Below are 15065 nucleotides of genomic sequence, written 5' to 3'. Positions count from 1 at the left end.
ATCACCTCATCGAAGCCATTTGGCTAAAGGTATGTTCAACTGCTTTCATTGTTTCGGTGATATCTTGATCACTATGTGAAGTAGTAATAAACCAAGCTTCGTATTTAGATGGAGCTAGATATATACCTTGCTCTAACATGATACGGAAAAACTTAGCGAACATTTCTCCATCTGATGCTTGAGCTTCTTCATAATTGGTAACTGGTTGATTCGTAAAGTAAACAGTCAATGCTCCACCATATTGATTTAAAGTGATCGGAATTTCGTTCTCTTGGGCAGATTGCCTAATTGCCTCAGCAAGTCGTTTCCCTTTTTGAGCTAACTCTTCATAAAGTCCAGGGCTAGATAATTCTTGTAAGCAAGCGATTCCCGCTGAAATAGATAACGGATTTCCAGCCATGGTTCCTGCTTGGTACATGGGTCCCATTGGAGCTACCTTATCCATAATTTCTTTGCGCCCGCCATATGCTCCAATTGGAAGACCACCACCGATAATTTTACCCAAAGCAGTAAGATCAGGTTCTATATGATACAATGTTTGAATTCCACCATAATGAAAGCGGAAGCCCGTGATTACTTCGTCATAAATAACTAGTCCCCCTGCTTGATGTATCAGTTCATTTACTTTTTCTAAAAAACCAGGTTGAGGAGGTACGATGCCAAAGTTGCCTACAAGAGGTTCTACAAGCACAGCAGCAATTTGATCTCCCCAATGGTTTACTGCTTCTTGCAGTGCATCTAAATCATTATAAGGTATCGTGATTACTTCTGATGCGATACTTTGTGGAATCCCAGCACTATCTGGAATACCTAGAGTAGAAGGACCAGAGCCTGCAGCAACTAAAACGAGATCAGAGTGTCCATGATAACAGCCTGCAAATTTAAGGATTTTATCACGTCCTGTATAAGCGCGAGCTAAGCGAATCGTTGTCATAATTGCTTCAGTACCACTATTGACAAAGCGAATTTGTTCCATAGAAGGAATGGCGGAGCGTAGCATCTTCGCAAAATAGACTTCCTTTTCAGTGGGGGTACCATAGAGTATTCCATTTTCGGAAGCCTCAACGATAGCTTGGTGCACAGCAGGGTGAGCATGTCCTAATATAATGGGTCCAAATGCAGCTAGATAGTCAATATATCGATTTCCATCCACATCCCAGAAATGGGAGCCCTTAGCTTTTTTCATAAAAATAGGAGCACCACCGCCAACGGCTCTAAAAGAACGAGATGGGCTGTTTACACCACCAACAATGACGTTCAGTGCTTCTTGATATATTCGTTCAGATGTGCAAATATTCAACGTATCTTCCTCCTTTTGTACAACTCAAACTCCATTGTACATAATAAATGCTTAGAAATGGAGGTTACTATAAAATCGTTAGTGGATTAATCATCTTCGAATGTTCGTTCTTTTTGGTTGTTTGATTCTTTAATCATATGATATGCTTAATTTGGATACGTTTGCTTTTTTTAAGGATATAAATAGATATTATTTTTATTTTAAATAAGGTTGGAGGCGAGAAACCGTGTCGTGTTTTAAAAATGGCGAAAAATATAGAGGTCGCTATTTAGTAGAAAAAGTAGTCCCATTTTTTGATGGAGAACTAGCGATCACCAAGTTTGAGGGAAAGCGTTACTATTTACAATCAGCAAAATTATTAAGACAAGCTCCTCCACGTTCAATTCAGCAATACCTTTCCATCGAAAATCCATTAGTTATGCCCTATAAAGAAGTGTATACAGAGGATAAATATATTGTTTCAGTTCGTCCTTATGTAGCTATTCAACCACTACCTCATTATGTATCTAAAAACGGTGTTAACGAGGATAAATTCCTTTATTGGGCAAAGCAAATGGTAGAGTTGGAGGAATATCTAAAGTCATTTAATCTACCCATGTATCTTTTAAAAGATCCTCGTAATATCGGAATTACCAGTGAAGAGAAAATCAAAGTTATTTTCTGCGGAGTAGAACAAGTCACTTCATTTGAACCTTCCGTTGATTGGGGGACTTTTTTTATTAGCTTGCTAAAAGGAAAATTCCCAAAAGGTAATGCTAAGCAAGTCATTCGTGAACTAAATCTTACGAAAACACTAGTTCAATTCTTGGAAAAATCGATTGATAATGATCAGGTGGAATTTGTTAGTGCCTTAATCGATAGTCATATGCAGAAATCGGGTAAATCTACAAAACAGGCAAAGCCAACAATTGCGAGTAATAAACCAGCCAAATCAGCAAAACCAACAACTGCAAGTAAACCAGAAAAACAAGCAAAGCCAGCAAAACCGGCAAGATCAACAAAACCAACTCCATCTGTCCTAGATAGTCGCCCACCGTTACAAGGTGTTGGTGGTAGACCAACATTTAAGATTCCTATGCAAGAGAAAAAGCTACCACCCAAAGTGGATTTAGACAAAACGATTATTCGAGGAAATGGAGAAAATTGGATAGAAGAACAACCTGCACATGAAAATCTAATACAAGCGCAGCAACCGCCTATTGCTAAGAAACCATCGTTATCTTTTAAACCTAATCAAGTTAATATAGATGAGCTAAGTCAAAAGACCGAATTTCGTATTCCTTTGCAAGCGATTCGTGAGGAATTAGAGAAAAAGGAAATGGAGCGGGTTGATCAGCTACGTAAACAGCATGAGTTGCAAGAGAGAGATCTGCTTACCACTTATCGACAAGAATTTGAGCGGCGGAAGCAAGAGCTATTAGAAAAACAACGTCGGGAATTAGAAATGCAAGAACAAGAATTATTAAAACAACAACAAGCTGAATTCGAACGTTTACAAAAAGAGCGTTTAAAACAAGAGCTAATTATACGTGAGCAACTTGAATGGGAACAGAAAATGAAAGAGCGTTTGGAACAAGAAAGAAGAGAGTTTGAGCTGAGAAAGGAATCGCTTATTACTAAACTTGTGGAAGAACTGAAAGAACAAGAGAGAGAGTTATTAGAAGAACAACGTTTAGAATTTGAGCGGCGTATGCAAGAACGTTTGATTATGCAGCAAAAGGAGCTAGAACAGCTATTTGGTGCAGAGAGCATAGCTAAGAATTCAAGCTTAAATCTAGATAATACCAAGCCTATTACACGTATTTATGAAGAAGAAGCTAAACAGGTTTCTAAAGAACAACCTATTTACGAAGAACAACCTGTTTACGAAGAGCAGCCTGTTTATGAGGAGCAGCCCGTTTATGAAGAGCAGCCCGCTTATGAAGAGGCTTATGATAAGTATGAAAGCCACTCGCAAGTAGAAGATGTAAAAGAAACAGTAGTAGAAGAAAAATATGAAGAGCCAGCAAGCCCATCCCATGGACTTAACCAAGAAACAGTGCAACAAATTAATCATATGCATGCTCGGTTAGCCAAACAATTTGAGGAATATAAAAATTACATGTATGCAAATCGCTCCCCACAAAACTAAAGGTTTTTGTGGCTGCTAGGGGGGATAACTGGAAGTGTTTGAGAAGTGGTTAGCGAGTTTTGGAATCGGGTCAGCAAAGGTAGATACTCGGTTAAATCAAGAAGATTTTTTCCCGGGAGATCAAGTAGATGGTCAAGTTGTGATTCGCGGTGGTGACTCTGTTCAACAGATCGAAGATATATATTTAGAATTAATTGTGGAATATTTAAAAGATGGAAAAAATGTACGTCATACTTATCAACAATACTATTTAGCTGAAAAGATTATTGTATCTCCTGGTGAAGAAAAAACGGTTCCACTTACATTACAACTGCCGATCGATTTACCTATGTCTACTGGACAGTTTCCAATCTATTTGCAAACAGGTTTGGATATTAAGTTTGCTAAGGATCCAAGTGATCGAGATCGGATTAATATATTACCACTACCACTTATTCAAAAGGTCTTAAAGGATATTGAGGATGCAGGTTTTATTTTATATCGAATTATGAACTCTCCTACCACTAAAAAAAAGTCTCGTCCCTTTGAACAGATATTCGAATTTAAGCCGACAGGTCGTTATCAAGGAATCTTAGATAAGCTTCATGGTAAGTTTGAATATAATGATGACCATGTTTTAATCGTATTCAATCTATACCGTTCAGGAGATATCATTAGCTACTCATTTACATGGGAACACCAAAATCCTAGTGGAACCTTATTGATTAATAATCAGCCTTGTGAAGAAGACCCACTATCTAAAATTCAAGAGTTGTTAATCCGGAGAAAATAGGGAATTTATTATAGGAGGAAGATGAATGTTTGAAAATGCCTTAGCTAGCCTAGGGATCGGAGCTGCGAAAGTGGATACCCGACTAGAAAAATCCACTTATCGACAAGGTGAACAGGTTCTGGGAGAGGTTCATATTCAAGGTGGAAATGCTCCTCAAGATATCGATGAGATTTATCTTTTTTTGGTGATGCAATATCATTATGAGGGAACACAAGCTGAGTATGTGATTGACGAATTTCGCCTGACAGATCGATTTGTAATTGATCAACATGAAACCAAAATCATCCCTTTTCATTTTCAATTACCTTATGATACACCTGTTTCTACGGGAGGCTCTCCGATTTATCTAAAAACAGGGCTTGATATTAAAAGGGCTATTGATCCAACTGATTTGGATGGAATTGAAGTCTTACCTCATCCGTTAATTGATCAAATCCTGTTAACGATTGAAGATATTGGTTTTCGCCTGACTCAAGTAGACCTAGATTTTGAACAATTTCACTCGCGAAATCCATTCGTCCAAGTATATCGATTTCAACCATTAAGCTCTTATGCAAACTATTTGGACTTGCTGTCTCTGGTCTTTCAGCCGCATGGTAAAGAAGTGGATGTGATCATGGAGATCAATCGCAAGCCCGTTGATCTGAAAAGTTCGATGGAAGAAGCCTTGAACTTAGATGAACGGCTAGTTCAGTTCGTACTCACGGTAGATGAGATCCGAAATATTGCCTACTTACGTGAAAAATTGGGGCAATATATTCATAGTCAAATGGAGGCTTAGAGCCAAATAGCATTCCTAGAAAGGAATGCTATTTTTGCTGAAAAGTGACAAACTAGTATAATAGGATGATAAGCGAGAGGTGAAAAATATTGTTAGCTATTTATGCCAAAGGATTAACCAAAGAATTTAAGGTATTTCAAAGTCGTCCTGGACTCATCGGGGCTTTTCGTGACTTATTAAATCGTAAGTATCGAACGATTCGAGCGGTTGATGGAATTGAGATTAAAATCGAGCCAGGTGAAATGGTTGGATATATCGGAGAAAATGGAGCTGGAAAATCTACAACGATCAAGATGCTTACAGGAATTTTACAACCGACGAGTGGAGAATTGAAAGTAAATGGATTTGATCCTCATAAAGAAAGAGAGAAATTTGTCAAAACAATTGGGGTTGTGTTTGGACAAAGAAGTCAACTATCGTGGGATATTGCAGTGCAAGAGTCTTTTCGTTTATTACAAAAGGTTTATCAAATCCCCAAGTCTGAATATACACCGCACTTAAAACGTATGATCGATATTTTAGAGATTGGTAATCTCTTAGATCAACCGGTTCGTAAATTGAGCTTAGGACAGCGGATGCGCTGTGAACTAGCAGCATCTTTGATACACAAACCGAAGTTACTCTTTTTAGACGAACCTACAATTGGGCTCGATGTATTAGTGAAAGATAATATCCGTAAATTCCTAAAAGAAATTAACAAAGAACTTGGGACAACGATTCTCCTTACTACCCATGATATTTCGGATATCGAAGCTTTATGTTCTCGTGTAATCATGCTTGATCAGGGAAAAATCATTTACGATGGAAGTTTAACAAAGCTGAAAAGTGAATGGGGAGGTGGACGAAAAGTCCTCTTTGAGATGGAAAAAGAAGTTTCATTAGATGAGCTAAAAAAACGTACCGCTGATTTATCTATTCATTGGGAGAGTAAATCTTCGCGACAATATATCGCTTATTTAGAACGTGGTGAAGCAGGTGTCTCGGACCTATTATCTCGACTGGTTCAAGATATTCCCATATTGGAAATGCAAATTGAAGAAGCGTCGACAGAAGAGATTGTACGCAAGATTTATCAGGAGGGGATACCTGTTGTTTAATACTTATCTGGAAGTGATCCGCATCCGGTTTTTGATGATGCTAGCTTACCGAGTCAATTATTATAGTGGAATTATCATTTATAGCTTAAATATTGGAGTCTACTATTTTTTATGGATGGCCATTTACGGTAATAATCAGAGTTTACAAGGGCTTACTGCTGTCCAAATGGCCACTTATATCGCGATTTCTTGGATGGCTCGAGCTTTTTATTTTAATAACTTGGATCGAGAGATTGCACAAGAAATCCGTGATGGAACGGTAGCAATTCAGTTAATTCGTCCGTATCATTATTTGTTGGTTAAAGTATTTCAAGGATTTGGTGAAGGGTTATTCCGTTTGTTATTATTTAGCATTCCTGGAATGATTGTCGTTTCCTTAGTATTTCCGATTGTACTGCCTACGGTAGGGAGTGTTTGGCTGAAATTTGCTTTAAGCTTATTATTGGGCTTTATTGTAAATGTGGAGCTAAATTTACTTACAGGGCTTCTTGCTTTTTTTGTTTTGAATAACCAAGGTTTAATCCGTGCGAAACGTGTAATGGTTGATTTATTGTCTGGACTGTTTATTCCCATTACCTTTTATCCTGAGTGGGCTCAGATGATATTAAATTACTTACCCTTTCAAGCAATCAGTTATTTGCCAAGCATGATCCTCGTGAAAGGATTAAGTGGAAGTGAGTGGATACACGCCTTACTTATTCAGATAGCATGGTGTATCTTACTCTGTATTCCGATTCAAATGATTTGGAACAGGGCGAAGAAAACTTTAGTAGTACAAGGTGGTTAACCATGTTTCATCTTAAATTATTTCTCGAATACTTTAAACAGTATATGAAGGTTCGTCTTGCTTATCGTTGGGACTTTTTAGCTCAATTTGTAACCGATTTTTTATTTCAAGCAGTCAACTTGGTTTTTATCTTGGTTATTTTTGGACACACGAGTCAGTTAAACGGCTGGAATCGTTATGAAGTGATCTTCATCTATGGTTATTTTTTGATTCCATGGGCTATTTTCTCAGCTATTTTTAATTTATGGGATTTTAATGAGAGGTATGTTATTCGGGGAGAATTGGATCGCATTCTAACACGACCCGTACACAGCTTAGTTCAAGTTATTATGGAAACGATGACTCCTGAGTCATTAATCGGAGTAGTTACTGGGTTTATTGTGATGGGATGGGCGGCAATGGGACTAGACCTAACATGGACTTGGCTTGATCCGCTATTATTTTTGCTATTTGCGTTAGGTGGAGTTGCTATTTATGCTGGTATTTTTATTACTTTAACCAGTATCAGTTTATTTACAGACTCAAAATCGGATATACAGCCCATTATGTTTAATATCGGAACATACGGACGTTATCCTATCAATGTTTATCATCGAGTGATTCAGTTTGTCCTTACATGGATTTTACCATTTGCCTTTGTCGGATTTTATCCAGCAAGTTATTTACTTGATAAAAGTCATTGGCAGTGGTATGCGATGATTACTCCACTTGTGGGAATCGTATATTTTTGCATTGGAGTATTTGTTTGGAATTGGGGTATTCGTAACTACCGTGGAGCAGGGAACTAGTGATAGCTGGGTGCAATTTACCCAGCTTTTTTAGCTTGGGCTTTCCATATCAAGGTCTACTTCAATATTGGTTTTTTCTTCCTTAACAATCTGATCAACAACTTTTTTAACATCTTTAGCATCTCCAGAAGATGTTAATCCTACATTTAATGTCCCGCTCAAAGTCTGAACCTTGAGCTCATGAATCTTATATTCAATTTTATCGATTTTTAGGGATTGAAGAGACTCTATTTTTTCCTTTAAATTCCTATTTTCGTTTTTCAATTTGGCTAATTCTTTTTCTAGTTGATTTAATCGATGCCATATATCTGCTAGCAATATCCTCTCCCCCTTTCTTTATTTTATTTATATGATCATGTGAAGATAATTCATACTATGTAGTGTCCAAATAGGCTCAATTTGCATATTCTATAGGCGATTAGGGAGAAAGGGTGGTTTAATGGCAAAAGTAAAAACAGGCACAGAACGTTGGCAACAGCTGGTTAGAAGTTTTTTGGGAGAGGATTTTTTTGATGATATCGTAAACGTAAATGTATCGAGGGATAATGAGCTATGTGCAGACGTGTATCATACTAAAAATGAAGTGATTATTGTTATTGATATACCTGGAGTTGAAGATATTCACTCCATTGACATACATGTAGATGGAGAAACATTATGGGTGAAAGGAACTATTCCTTCTCCTTATCAAGGTTATCAATCTTTTTTAGTGGAACGTAAGCAAGGAACATTTCAGAAAATGATTCCCTTAGGAACGACTGTATCAGAGAAACAGAGTTACGCTCGATATCGTAAAGGTGTACTAGAGATTCGTTTCTCTAAGTTAAAGCCATATAAGAATAAACAAAAAATTAGGATTGTTGAGCAAGGTTAACATTTTAAGATTGTTCCCTTCTTTTTTTGTTTTGGCATGAGAAAACTGCATATAAAGGCTAAGTAACTATGGAAGTAGTTCGTGGTTCAACAGGAAGGGGATTATAGAATGGGATCAGTTAATAATGTATTTAATATAAAAATTATTAGTGTCGCTAACTCTGCATCCGTTAACTTTGGCAGTACAATTAATATCGGTGCACAATCTTTTACCAAAACAGTGGGAGGTTCAGGACCAATCGGAGATTTCCCTCGTAACATAGATCTGGAACGCAATATATATATTGATCCAGATGTGGAGGATCAAATCACTGAGGTGGGGGGATTATGATTCAGATTTGTATTCGGATGATTCAGGTTACAACCATCAGTAATGCAGGGTCCCTGAATATCGGTACCACAATTAATCTAGTCCAAACTCCAGAAGAAGACAAACAGCCTATAGAACCCCAACCAACTCCACCAACTCCACCAACCCCACCAACCCCACCGACCCCACCAACCCCACCAACCCCATAGAAAAAACGTATCATTTATATGTCGGACATGATACACTCTATTCAGTATATACTAAGACCAATATCTATTTTGGAGGTGCACTTGGTATGATTCAAGAAGGTCAACCAGCGATTGATTTTACTTTGCCTGCATCTAATGGTCAAGAAGTATCCTTATCTGATTTTCGTGGTAAGTATGTGGTGCTTTATTTTTATCCAAAAGATATGACACCTGGATGTACCACAGAAGCTTGTGACTTTCGTGATTACCATAAAAATTTTACTGAGTTAAACACGGTAATTCTAGGAGTTAGTCGCGATAAAATTGCATCGCATGAAAAGTTTATTCAAAAATATGAGCTGCCTTTTTTGCTATTAAGTGATCCAGAAGCTAAAGTGTGCGAACAATATGGGGTTTTTAAAGAGAAAACCATGTTTGGAAAAAAAGTAATGGGAATTGAACGTTCAACATTTATCATTGATCAAGAAGGAATTGTACGAAAAATTTATCGAAAGGTAAAAGTGAAAGACCATGTTAAAGAAGCATTAAAATTTATTCAAGAACAGTTATAAAAGTTGGGTGGGGAGAATGGAGCAAAATTCAATGTATGATTGGCCTGATTACTATGATTGGACTTCGACAGGCCTTGATCATGATATTACATACTATGTAGAATTAGCAAAGCAATATGGTGGACCTGTGTTAGAATTAGGTTGTGGAACAGGTCGTTGTACCTTAGCAATAGCAAGAGAAGGAATTCCTGTTGTTGGAGTAGATATATCTGCCAACATGTTAGAGCGAGCCCAACAAAAAGCAGAAAGTCTTGGTTTAGCTCATCAAGTGGAATGGATTGAATCAGATATGGCAAAGCTCGATTTAAAGGAACGAAGGTTTCCACTCATTATTATTCCCTATCGTTCCTTTTCACACTTAATTCAAGTCCAAGATCAGCTAGCCACTTTAAAGCGAATTTATCGTCATTTATCTAATGATGGGCTTTTTGCAATGAATATTTTTTCTCCCCAGATGGATCAATTAATTGATATAGATGGAAAATATGCTTTCCGTGGCACTTTTCCTATTCCTGGTGGGAGAGAAGAAGTAGAAGTATATGATTATACTGAAGTGGACTCATTTTATCAGATATTATATGTGATACGCTATTTTGAGCATTTTGATGAACATGGAAAGTCACTGTGTAGAATCAAATCAGATATGCGTATTCGTTATACTTTTCCAGTTGAACTAAGTCACTTGTTGGCATTATGTGGTCTTCGCATCGAAAATCGGTTTGGTTCTTTTTACCGTGCCCCGTTTGATCATCGAAGTGAAGAGTTGATTATTGAGGCAAAAAAAGTGATCAGAGTGAGTCAGTGATAATTGTAGGGGGTGATCTGGATGAGTAAGAAGCCTAAACGTGTACCTACCCGAAAAATTCTTGATACTTTATCCCAGATGTATCCAGATGCTCACTGTGAACTAAACTTTCGTAATCCTTTTGAACTCCTAATTGCAACGATTTTATCTGCTCAGTCTACAGATCGTCAAGTCAATAAAGTAACTGAAAAATTATTCCAGGATCATCCTACCCCAGAAGATTTTATTAAGCTAACTGAAGAAGAGTTAGTAGAATATATTAGAGGTTTGGGATTATTTCGTAATAAAAGTAAAAATATCTTAAAAACGTGTCAGATCTTAGTTGAACAATACGATGGACAAGTTCCCAAAAGTCGTGAGCAACTAGAAAAGCTACCTGGTGTAGGTAGAAAAACAGCGAATGTCGTTTTAAGTAATGCTTTTGGAGTACCAGCTTTAGCAGTTGATACGCATGTACACCGGGTTGCTAATCGCCTTGCGCTTGCAGATAGTAAGACACCACTTGAAACAGAGCAGCAACTTATGAAAAAAGTTCCTAGAAAAGAGTGGAGCGATACACATCATCGAATTATTTGGCATGGACGGCGAGTGTGTAGTGCTCGTAATCCCAAATGTACAATGTGTGAACTTCTTCCATATTGCTGGAGTGGAAAACAAGCGGTAAAATAGAGAAATATCAAGGATTTGCTCTAAAAGAGCAGATCCTTTTTTCTTAATTTGGATAGATTTGTTCATGAATCTGAGCTACTAGGGATAGAGTGAAATAAAACAGAGGGGGGAAAGTAATAACAGCTTACTATTCTATCTCCCTTTGCTTTCCATTGACAAACTTTGGAGATCATCGTAGACTATTTATAGATATTATTAAAAGAGAATCGTTCTCATTATGAACGGTTTATAGAAAGAGGGAGATCATCATGAATTCCCGACTAAATGTAGCTGTAGAAAAACTAAAGCAAAATGGCGTACGTATGACCCCGCAACGACATGCGATCTTAAATTTTTTATTTTCGTCAATGAGTCATCCAACTGCAGATGAGATCTATAAAGCCTTGGAGAATAATTTTCCGAATATGAGTGTTGCAACAGTATATAATAATCTACGTTTATTTAAAGATGCAGGGTTAGTTAGAGAACTAACATATGGTGATGCCTCAAGTCGATTTGATGCTAATATGACTGAGCATTATCATGTTATCTGTAAAAAATGTGGTAAAATTACTGACTTTGATTATCCTTCTTTAATAGATGCTGAGCAAGAAGCATCAAAGAACACCGGGTATCGGGTAGAATCTCATCGTATGGAATTTTATGGTGTTTGTCCAGGTTGTCAACATGAATATCCAGTCAATTAAAATGGACGCTGTTTCCTTATCACTCAAATGTGATAAGAGAGGCGTCTTTTTTATTATGAATAGATCTGATGGATCATAGCTTATTGTAAAGAAGGTTATATTAAAGAAAAGCTTTAAAATATCGGAGGACTCAAATGATCATTACGACAACGCAATCAATTGAAGGAAAAGGAATTGATAGGTATCTAGATGTGGTAAGTGGTGAGGCAATAATGGGAGCGAATATTGTTCGTGATTTATTGGCATCAATTACAGATGTGATTGGTGGGAGAAGTGGGCAATATGAAACGAAATTTGCAGAAGCGAAAAATACAGCTATTCAGGTGATGAAGGAAAGAGCACAGAAACTAGGAGCTGATGCGATAGTGGGAGTCCATTTAGACTTTGAAGCGGTACGTGGCGAATTACTAACATGTATTGTTACAGGAACGGCTGTAAAATTAAAGCCTTAACGACTAAAGAGTTGATCTCCAACATGGAAATCAACTCTTTTATCACTGTCAATTAGATAGCTGTTACATTATTTTGACATAACCTTCTGCATCGATATGAGCTAGTATGTCTGTTTGTACCCACCCATTTTTAATTTTTTGCCTCGTTTTATCGGGCTGATTATAATATTGAATCATCATACTGGGGCTCTTAACAAGAAGCTTACCATTTGTAGAAATATCAAGTTCTACACCAGGAATCGCCTTGCCTACTGTTTCTGGTTTGATGTGAGGCCAGTAATTACAAGTAATTAGAGAAGTACACTCTGGTAAACAGTAAGTTTCTATGAGTGGAACATTTATTTGTGTGAAGAGTTGACTTTTTTCTGCAGCGAGAGGATCACCTGTTGAAAGCAAGAAGCGAAGTTTTCCACCTATTTTTTGTCTTAACTTAGAGAGAATGAGCCATTCTGCAATCATATATTTTTGAGTGAGGAAGGATGGAATGTTGCGATTTTGACCATATCTAGTATAGGTTATGTACTCTTGTGCTACTTGTAACGCCCATTCGTATTGTTTTTGTTTGAACCAGGAAGCTTGTTTAATTTGATGGTAAAGGTGATCATATAACTCATTAAATAGAGTAGGAGTTCCAATTAAAATCGTTGGACAACTTTCATGTAATTGCTCAATGATTGGCTTTATTGGATTCTGAAAAATAAGCGTAGCTCCATGCTTTAGCATAATTAAATATCCCATCATTCTAGCAAATGGATCAGCAAGCGTTAAAGGTGAATAGGTAAAATCGTTTGTAGAAATAGGGATAAGATAAGAAATAGAATGCAGGTTTTGTAAGATTTGCCCATGGGAGAGCATAGCTCCTGTTAATGGCTTATCAGGATAAAGAGAATATGTGATGGTAGCAGGATCATGAGATTGGATGTTATAGTAGACCCAATCTTCTGTTTCTAAGGTCGTGGTTCTGCCGATTTGTATACACTTTTCAAAGTTTAGAATATCAGAAAAACCCATATCACCTTGATTTAAATGGATTAGATATTTGACTTGACTGGGTAAAGGAGAAATGTGCCTAAGTTGATCGGGAGTTCCAAAAATGATCGCTTCGACTTCAGCATCTTTTAAAATGGCATGAACTCCCTCGCTAGAAGTTTTCGGATCGATAGGGACAGATATAGCTCCTAGGCTAAGAATGGCTAAATCGCTTATAATCCAACGGGGCTGATTGTCAGCAAAGATAGCTACCTTCGATTTAGGACGAATACCTATCTTTTCAAGTCCCATTGCAAAATCACGTATAATACTCCAAAGTTCTTGATAAGAAAGATGTTTTAACTGATCATCTTGTTTCCAACTCATAGCTGTTTCACTTGGAAAGTGCTTGATTGTATGAGCAAGCATCTCAATAAGATTATGTGAATTCAAGAAATAAAACCTCCTTTCGGAATAAAGGAATCCTAAATTAAATAGGTATAAAGACGATAGAAAAAGCTCTCTTGCTTGTGAAGGAGAGCTTTTTAAGTGATAGCAATTGTCTCTTCTAAATCAGTCACTTGTTCATCTAACTTATAATAACTTTAAAGACAAGGGGACTATTCGTTTATACCTTTAGAAGATCAGTACTTATAAAGAAAAGTTAAACCTATACCAATGGTTTCCGTGTAGAAGGAACGTAAGGCAAATACCTCTCCCTCGTTACCTATTTCTGGTTAATCGGCATCACTAATCCTACACGAAACAGTTGATTATAAAGATCGATAATTTTAATTTTTAGTAGCATGTTAGTGTATTAAGTAAGCGAGACATATTTTAAAGGGAAGCTAATGGTATTACTTTTCTTCATTTTTGTCATTTTGAGTAGAAGGAGAGTTTGTTTCTGTAGGAGCAGAATCGTACTTTTCTTCTTTTGAATCATTTTTTTGCGTTGGATTGGGAGCTTGGCTTTTTAGCGCATCAGCTGGATCTACAGACAGAATACTTCCGCAATGCATGCATTCGTCTCGTCTCCCTAAAACTTTCGTGTGCTTTCCGCAAACAGGGCAATTCACTTTTAGAGATTGGAGAGATAAGGTACCTGTCCAAAAATAGATGCCTACACTTGCTAAAACCCAGAGCATACCAAGAATAAAAAATAATTGCATAAGACTAGGGAAGAGAAAGCCAATGTACATAACTCCCAAGCCCAAGAAGATAAGAAAGAGAGCAAATGTACGAATTTTATTTAACTTCCCAGATAAAAGAAAAGCAAGCTTAGGTTTACGTTTTGTAGACATGATAAAAACTCCTTAGTAAGCTTGAAAGTGATTAAAGAAGGAACAAGAAATAGTGAATCAAATAAAACAAGTAAATTGTATCATGAGTCAATAAAATCAAGCAATGTAATTCATGAGAAGAAGAATATAAAAAAGGTGTTGACACCTATTTATATGTGTGTTAAATTATTAAATGTCGCCGCAAGAAAGCGGTGAAACAACTGAAAGTGTTCCTTGAAAACTAAAGAGTGAAACATGACTCGTTAATTCTGATGAGCAATCAAACTAGTAGCGGTAGTCCCAGAATTGTAGATTCCGGGACAAGAAGTACGAAGCTATCGCTAAGAATTTTTTTGAGAGTTTGATCCTGGCTCAGGATGAACGCTGGCGGCGTGCCTAATACATGCAAGTCGAGCGGGGAGTTTTCCTTCGGGAAAGCTCCTAGCGGCGAACGGGTGAGTAACACGTGGGCAACTTGCCCCTAAGACTGGGATAACTCCGGGAAACCGGGGCTAATACCAGATAATCTTTTCGCTCGCATGAGCGAATCGTAAAAGGTTTCGACCACTTAGGGATGGGCCCGCGGCGCATTAGCTTGTTGGTGA

Annotated in this window: 18 protein-coding genes and 1 rRNA gene; 15 read left to right on the top strand and 4 right to left on the bottom strand. The window is 37.3% G+C overall.

The annotated features are described in order from the left end of the window. Position 1: 1 nt before the first annotated feature. Complete coding sequence (locus tag DL897_RS08300; protein WP_113658691.1) at positions 2-1300, bottom strand: glutamate-1-semialdehyde 2,1-aminomutase; 1299 nt, start codon at positions 1298-1300, stop codon at positions 2-4. Positions 1301-1526: 226 nt separating this feature from the next. On the opposite strand from DL897_RS08300, the gene DL897_RS18205 reads away from it, so the two are divergent. The 6 genes from DL897_RS18205 (at position 1527) to DL897_RS08265 (ending at position 7656) form a co-directional block, all read left to right on the top strand. Further along, a complete protein-coding gene (locus tag DL897_RS18205; protein WP_168188716.1) occupies positions 1527-3431 on the top strand; it encodes a hypothetical protein in 1905 nt (634 codons plus the stop codon). Between the two features lie 34 nt (positions 3432-3465). Then, complete coding sequence (locus DL897_RS08285) at positions 3466-4203, top strand: sporulation protein (RefSeq protein WP_168188715.1); 738 nt, start codon at positions 3466-3468, stop codon at positions 4201-4203. A 25-nt stretch (positions 4204-4228) separates the two neighbouring features. Next, the gene (locus tag DL897_RS08280; protein ID WP_113658688.1) at positions 4229-4984 is read left to right on the top strand and encodes a sporulation protein; all 756 of its coding nucleotides are present in this window, start codon (positions 4229-4231) and stop codon (positions 4982-4984) included. 89 nt (positions 4985-5073) lie between these two features. Then, entirely contained in the window at positions 5074-6081 is a 1008-nt protein-coding gene (locus tag DL897_RS08275; protein ID WP_113658687.1) for an ABC transporter ATP-binding protein, read from the top strand. A 34-nt stretch (positions 6082-6115) separates the two neighbouring features. After that, positions 6116-6868: an ABC transporter permease gene (locus DL897_RS08270; protein ID WP_113658978.1), complete on the top strand. Its 753-nt coding sequence runs from the start codon at positions 6116-6118 to the stop codon at positions 6866-6868. A gap of 2 nt (positions 6869-6870) precedes the next feature. Then, on the top strand, positions 6871-7656 hold the full coding sequence (locus DL897_RS08265; protein ID WP_113658686.1) for an ABC transporter permease: 786 nt from the start codon (positions 6871-6873) through the stop codon (positions 7654-7656). Between the two features lie 30 nt (positions 7657-7686). On the opposite strand, the gene gerPC is transcribed toward DL897_RS08265, so the two are convergent. After that, a complete protein-coding gene (gene gerPC / locus DL897_RS08260) occupies positions 7687-7974 on the bottom strand; it encodes a spore germination protein GerPC (RefSeq protein WP_168188714.1) in 288 nt (95 codons plus the stop codon). A 121-nt stretch (positions 7975-8095) separates the two neighbouring features. Here gerPC and DL897_RS08255 point away from each other — a divergent pair, with 121 nt between their 5' ends. The 8 genes from DL897_RS08255 to DL897_RS08220 all read left to right on the top strand — a co-directional run bounded on the left by DL897_RS08255 (position 8096) and on the right by DL897_RS08220 (position 12211). Continuing rightward, complete coding sequence (locus DL897_RS08255) at positions 8096-8530, top strand: Hsp20/alpha crystallin family protein (RefSeq protein ID WP_113658684.1); 435 nt, start codon at positions 8096-8098, stop codon at positions 8528-8530. 108 nt (positions 8531-8638) lie between these two features. After that, positions 8639-8860 carry a spore germination protein gene (locus DL897_RS08250; RefSeq protein ID WP_113658683.1) on the top strand — a complete coding sequence of 74 codons (222 nt, stop codon included), beginning with the start codon at positions 8639-8641 and terminating at the stop codon, positions 8858-8860. Beyond that, positions 8857-9048: a hypothetical protein gene (locus tag DL897_RS18200; protein WP_168188713.1), complete on the top strand. Its 192-nt coding sequence runs from the start codon at positions 8857-8859 to the stop codon at positions 9046-9048. Before DL897_RS08250 ends, DL897_RS18200 begins: the two co-directional genes overlap by 4 nt. Before the next feature lie 86 nt (positions 9049-9134). Further along, positions 9135-9599, top strand: a complete 465-nt coding sequence (gene bcp, locus DL897_RS08240; protein ID WP_113658681.1) for a thioredoxin-dependent thiol peroxidase — start codon at positions 9135-9137, stop codon at positions 9597-9599. A gap of 16 nt (positions 9600-9615) precedes the next feature. Further along, positions 9616-10404 carry a class I SAM-dependent methyltransferase gene (locus DL897_RS08235; RefSeq protein ID WP_113658680.1) on the top strand — a complete coding sequence of 263 codons (789 nt, stop codon included), beginning with the start codon at positions 9616-9618 and terminating at the stop codon, positions 10402-10404. A 21-nt stretch (positions 10405-10425) separates the two neighbouring features. Further along, positions 10426-11073, top strand: a complete 648-nt coding sequence (gene nth / locus DL897_RS08230) for an endonuclease III (RefSeq protein WP_113658679.1) — start codon at positions 10426-10428, stop codon at positions 11071-11073. Positions 11074-11321: 248 nt separating this feature from the next. Next, positions 11322-11759, top strand: coding sequence for a peroxide-responsive transcriptional repressor PerR (gene perR, locus DL897_RS08225; RefSeq protein ID WP_145962210.1), 438 nt, complete (start codon positions 11322-11324; stop codon positions 11757-11759). 134 nt (positions 11760-11893) lie between these two features. Beyond that, positions 11894-12211, top strand: coding sequence for a YbjQ family protein (locus tag DL897_RS08220; protein WP_113658677.1), 318 nt, complete (start codon positions 11894-11896; stop codon positions 12209-12211). Positions 12212-12274: 63 nt separating this feature from the next. On the opposite strand, the gene DL897_RS08215 is transcribed toward DL897_RS08220, so the two are convergent. Then, positions 12275-13633, bottom strand: coding sequence for an AMP-binding protein (locus DL897_RS08215; RefSeq protein ID WP_113658676.1), 1359 nt, complete (start codon positions 13631-13633; stop codon positions 12275-12277). 404 nt (positions 13634-14037) lie between these two features. Further along, positions 14038-14481, bottom strand: coding sequence for a DUF2614 family zinc ribbon-containing protein (locus DL897_RS08210; RefSeq protein ID WP_113658675.1), 444 nt, complete (start codon positions 14479-14481; stop codon positions 14038-14040). Positions 14482-14809: 328 nt separating this feature from the next. On the opposite strand from DL897_RS08210, the gene DL897_RS08205 reads away from it, so the two are divergent. Next, positions 14810-15065: ribosomal RNA gene (locus tag DL897_RS08205) — 16S ribosomal RNA — on the top strand; the annotation flags it as partial.

Origin of the sequence: Thermoflavimicrobium daqui, assembly GCF_003313465.1 — a bacterium.
In the GTDB taxonomy this organism is placed as follows: domain Bacteria; phylum Bacillota; class Bacilli; order Thermoactinomycetales; family Thermoactinomycetaceae; genus Thermoflavimicrobium; species Thermoflavimicrobium daqui.
Note: the sequence above shows the minus strand (reverse complement) of the source record. Positions and strands in the feature narration are given on the sequence as shown.

Coding starts and splice junctions, on each gene's coding strand:
- DL897_RS08250 (WP_113658683.1), top strand. CDS start 8,639: ATGGGATCAGTTAATAATGTATTTAATATAAAAATTATTAGTGTCGCT.
- DL897_RS08280 (WP_113658688.1), top strand. CDS start 4,229: ATGTTTGAAAATGCCTTAGCTAGCCTAGGGATCGGAGCTGCGAAAGTG.
- perR (WP_145962210.1), top strand. CDS start 11,322: ATGAATTCCCGACTAAATGTAGCTGTAGAAAAACTAAAGCAAAATGGC.
- DL897_RS08265 (WP_113658686.1), top strand. CDS start 6,871: ATGTTTCATCTTAAATTATTTCTCGAATACTTTAAACAGTATATGAAG.
- DL897_RS08255 (WP_113658684.1), top strand. CDS start 8,096: ATGGCAAAAGTAAAAACAGGCACAGAACGTTGGCAACAGCTGGTTAGA.
- DL897_RS18200 (WP_168188713.1), top strand. CDS start 8,857: ATGATTCAGATTTGTATTCGGATGATTCAGGTTACAACCATCAGTAAT.
- DL897_RS08220 (WP_113658677.1), top strand. CDS start 11,894: ATGATCATTACGACAACGCAATCAATTGAAGGAAAAGGAATTGATAGG.
- nth (WP_113658679.1), top strand. CDS start 10,426: ATGAGTAAGAAGCCTAAACGTGTACCTACCCGAAAAATTCTTGATACT.
- DL897_RS08235 (WP_113658680.1), top strand. CDS start 9,616: ATGGAGCAAAATTCAATGTATGATTGGCCTGATTACTATGATTGGACT.
- DL897_RS08210 (WP_113658675.1), bottom strand. CDS start 14,481: ATGTCTACAAAACGTAAACCTAAGCTTGCTTTTCTTTTATCTGGGAAG.
- DL897_RS08270 (WP_113658978.1), top strand. CDS start 6,116: ATGATGCTAGCTTACCGAGTCAATTATTATAGTGGAATTATCATTTAT.
- bcp (WP_113658681.1), top strand. CDS start 9,135: ATGATTCAAGAAGGTCAACCAGCGATTGATTTTACTTTGCCTGCATCT.